Genomic DNA, 4,379 nt, shown 5'->3' with positions numbered 1-4,379 from the left:
TATTTTGTACTACTTGTGGTGCTTGCTTTTGTTGATTTTGTTGGTTTTGTTGATTTTGGTTTTGTTGGTTTTGGTTGTTGTTTCCGCCAACTCTACCTACTTCTCTTGCAGCATTCCAGTTAAAGGATAGGATTGCCTTTTGTTCATTCACGGCAATTTGATCCATTACGTCTACTTTAACGCTGATATTTACTCTGTTATATTTGCCATTCATAACCCATGACCATACATTTCCAGATGATTGTTCTGCTAAATATTTATTACCATCATGAATAAATAGATGGGTTAAATTTCCAACAAGTTTTTGTCCATTAAATTCTCTTTCAAGAGGATTGAATTGAACGCTATACCTGAATTGACCGTTTCTTTCCTCTACTCTCGCTATGTGGTTTATTGCTCCATTTGCCATAGAGTATCCATCTTGATAAGCGTGAAGAACTTCAACAGGCACTTCATATTGGATTGTTACTGGTCCATTGTTTTTATTGTTGTTTTGGTTGTTGTTGTAAACTCCCCATGATGAGTTGTTATTCCAGCCTTGGTTGTTATTGCCATAGCTTCCCCATGAAGAATTGTTATTTCCCCATCCGGAGTTGTTGCCCCAGCCTTGGTTGTTATTGCCCCAAGAATTATTATTGTTTTGGTTATTCATACTACCCTTATTGTTAATAACTGCATTGTTTAGGGCTTGTGTAGCACTTAATATTTCTTCTCTTGATGCGTATGGGTTGTTAGCAATTGCACCTGCCCTTGCCATTGCTGCTACTAAGTTGGAGTCAGCTCCCTTACTCATAGATGCACTTGCACTTGCCATAGCAGAGCCTAGTGCAGATCTTTCTATAGCTAAATTTTGGAAGGAATATCCTGGAGTGCTAGGATTACTTGGGTTGCTTGGGTTACTTGGATTGCTTGGATTAGATTGGTTGTCATTTTCTTTCATTTTTGAAGTATCAATAAAAAGCCTAGCTGTTTGACGCCCAACACCCTTGGTATATTTATCATAGAACTCATCTTTATTTATATTTTTGTTTTGTTCATTTAATGAATCCATAGCATCTACCCAAACTTGAAGATATATACCAGTCTTTGCTGCTTCAATGAATTTATCTTTATCCATTGTAAAGCGAAGAACTTTAGGGAAAGAACGTTCCTTGCCATTTAGATCTGTATCATTGACGCTTTCAACTACATCCATTTTTATAGGATTTTTATACCTATCGTTGTCAGTGTAAGTAAATGCATCTGTTAAATGCCCATAAATATTCATAACTTTTATGCCTTTAAAAGTTAAGTCAATAGTAGCAGTATTCCCTTTTATATTGACCTTTGCTGGTGATATTAAAGCCCCAGCTCCCATAGATGGTTGATCCTCTACAAGGTGTTTCAATTCCACAGGCAAATTGTATATCTTGTCTTTTTCATCATTTGTTTGAGTGCTTTGGTCTTTTGAACTATTAAACTTTTCAATAGCAGTTTGCAATTCTTTGTTAGCATTATCTATTTGTGCTTGTTCTGTTGCACTAGATAATATTTCTTTTGCCTTAGTAATCGCTGATTTAAGTTCATCAAAAGCTTCTTTAGTTTTATTCTTTTGATTTATTTTTTCAGCTTCTTTTATTTCATTTTCTAAAGAACTCTTATTTAAATTAAGTGACTTTACATCATATGGATTAATTTTCCAGAAACTATATCTTGGATTTTTCTTCAAATTGCCATTTTTATCTTTGATATATCCATTTGTAATATAAAGCATTTCATCAAATCCATTTGTTTGAGTTTTTTCTAAGTTTATATTTTTTATTACAAAATCATTTGTAACTTTTTTAATTCCTAGTGATTTTCCTTTTGAGTCAAATACTTCTTTTTCTACTAAATTATTACATTCAGCTTCATACTTAATTTCATTTCCATCTGCTCCATTACCTTTTATAACAATGTCCTTTTCATCACTTAAGTATAAGTCGCTATCTATTAATTTAACATTAACAGTTCCATCAGAATTAGATGTAATTATATATCTTGACTTTTTCTTATGTGTTTCTAAAGAATTTGTTGAAAAATCATTTGCACTTTCTATGCCTATAGTTCCAGTCTCATATTTCCCATCTGGTTTATAATTTTTTATTGATAAACATTTTTCACCATTAAAGGGTTCTATAGTTATTGCTAATTCAGTTGGCTGAATCCCCGGCATACCTGGCTTACTCATGACATCAACATAAACTTTTCCATTTACAATAGGGTCGTTTGATAATAATGGTAAACTAAATGTTTTAGGATACTCCTTTTCATTTGTTTCATCTGTATATCTGTCTTCAATACTTGCTTCATATTTTTTATCTGTTGCTTTATCAACTTGCCAAAATTGTAAAAGATGTCCTCTATCAAGGGCGAAATTCATAGGTTGCGCACTAAAATACAATTTTTTCTTGCCATATTTATCTACTACCAATTTAGCTTTTTTTATTATTGCAGGATTACCCATCGAATAGATTCCATAGTCTGAAAAATGTCTCAATTCTACTCTAGTGTCATATACACCAGGCATCATATTCTCAGGTATTTTTGTCATTTTTTTTGTTGCAACAAATATGCAATCGCCATCTTGTACATCAGCTACTACCAAATCATTTAGTCCTTTTTTAGGATTAGATATATAAGTGTCGGCATCTTCCGTATTTAACGGTTTAATTACATCACCGGTACTAGGATCTTTATGCAAAACATAAACCCCAACATTATGTTCAAAATGGCGATTTTGTATTTCGCCTGACTTTGTTACTCTTCTTAAAGGAATTACCACTTTGGTGCCCATTGGAGCCGACAAAAATTCGAAATTACTTTTTTTAGTAATATTAATTTTAAAAGCTGATATTACATAATTATTATTATTCTTTGGATCTTTATATAGCTCATCCTTATATTTATTTAAGATTTTATTATAATCTTCATTACTTGAATCTAATTTTTCTACTTTAATTCCAATAGATTTATTTCCTTCTTCAGCAATTTTTTTTAAACCTTCTTTTGTGTATGTACCTTCACTATCCATACAATCATCTAGCTGAGATGCAAAAGAATCAGGTAAATACCAAACATAATCACGAAGTCTTAATCCTGTTTCTTGATCCACTATATCTATATCATTAATAACATTAGGATCCTTATAATTAGGTTCATAGGCATAACAAGAATTAATTATTAATATTAAAAATAAAATAAAAGCTACAGAAGTTTTTCTAATCAATTTCATTTTACACTCCTTTACTTTAGATAAGTTTAAATGGTGCTGTTGCAGAATAGATGATTCTACTCTGCAACAGCATTTAATTACCTTAATTAGATATTATTGTTAAAATAAAACAATGCTTTCGGATTTATCATTGCATCTGGAAATAATTTTCCAATAAATCCGCCAAAATCATTCCTTAGGTTTGTTTCAAATCTAACTTTTAATAATGAGTTATAACCATGTTTACCAGGCTTTATTTCAGATACGGGAACCTTGATTAAAATTGTTCCAGGTACTTGTTCACCTTTTATTTTTGTACTTGGTGATCTAAAATCACTATTTATACCTTCATATTCAGTCTTTTTCCCTATAACAAAAACCTTAGTTACATCTGCACTATGATTTTTATAAGCCATAGGTTGAGTCTTCAATGTAATATAAACAAAGCCATCTTTGCTTTCAATATAAGACTCATTAGTAAATGCATATCTTGATTTTGATAATCCTTCATCATCCATTTTGTAAATTGCAAAATTACTTACATCTCTTGATTCCCAAGTCCTTATAAGTGAGTCTTCGTCTAAACCGACTAATTCTTCAATTGCATCTATTGCCTTATCTTCTGGCATAGTTTTTACAATATTTTCAATTTTTGCCTTTAGTTCTGGTGTTTCTTCTACACTATTTGCAAATGCAAAGCTTGGTACTAACATAAATAATACTAGTAAAGTTATAGCTATCTTCTTTAAATTTTTCATGTGCTTGCACGCTCCTTTATTAAAATTTTTATGGAAAGTTACCTTTCCAAAAACAATATGCTAACTATGAGTGATAAATCACTCTTTAAAGACTTGAAATGTCTTCTTGTAATTTTAAAAAATTATCTTGTTTTTTTATTTAATCACCTCCTTAAATTTATTTTTTTATTTCTTATATTTATTTAGCCTAACTGCAAAGTAGTCTGCTGCTTCTTCTAGTTCTTCATCTGTTGCATACCTTGATGCAAGGCTTGTTTCTATCATTTTTTCTTTTATCTTTTTTGGAACTACTAGTCCTGTAATTCCTTTTAATTTTTCTATCATTTTAAGCCTTATAATGTTTAAAAAACTTTAAAATAATGTTAATTCTTGTCCATCTTGTAAAGAAC

At 30.9% G+C, this 4,379-nt stretch carries 2 protein-coding genes and 1 pseudogene; all 3 read right to left on the bottom strand.

Annotated elements, in window-relative coordinates:
- Nucleotides 1-3,253, bottom strand: a pseudogene (locus HMPREF1864_RS07550) (hypothetical protein); the annotation flags it as partial.
- A gap of 86 nt (nt 3,254-3,339) precedes the next feature.
- Nucleotides 3,340-3,990: a hypothetical protein gene (locus HMPREF1864_RS07545; RefSeq protein WP_062572179.1), complete on the bottom strand. Its 651-nt coding sequence runs from the start codon at nt 3,988-3,990 to the stop codon at nt 3,340-3,342.
- 165 nt (nt 3,991-4,155) lie between these two features.
- The gene (locus HMPREF1864_RS08450) at nt 4,156-4,314 is read right to left on the bottom strand and encodes a hypothetical protein (protein WP_231723520.1); all 159 of its coding nucleotides are present in this window, start codon (nt 4,312-4,314) and stop codon (nt 4,156-4,158) included.
- Nucleotides 4,315-4,379 lie beyond the last annotated feature (65 nt).

The sequence above is a fragment of the Peptoniphilus sp. DNF00840 genome (assembly GCF_001553125.1).
GTDB classification, from domain to species: Bacteria; Bacillota; Clostridia; order Tissierellales; family Peptoniphilaceae; genus Peptoniphilus_A; species Peptoniphilus_A vaginalis.
The sequence above is the reverse complement of the archived record's forward strand: the minus strand, read 5'-3'. Positions and strand labels throughout refer to the sequence as shown.

Excerpts from the sequence above, each read along its gene's own strand:
- HMPREF1864_RS07545 (WP_062572179.1), bottom strand. The coding sequence starts at position 3,990 with ATGAAAAATTTAAAGAAGATAGCTATAACTTTACTAGTATTATTTATG.
- HMPREF1864_RS08450 (WP_231723520.1), bottom strand. The coding sequence starts at position 4,314 with ATGATAGAAAAATTAAAAGGAATTACAGGACTAGTAGTTCCAAAAAAG.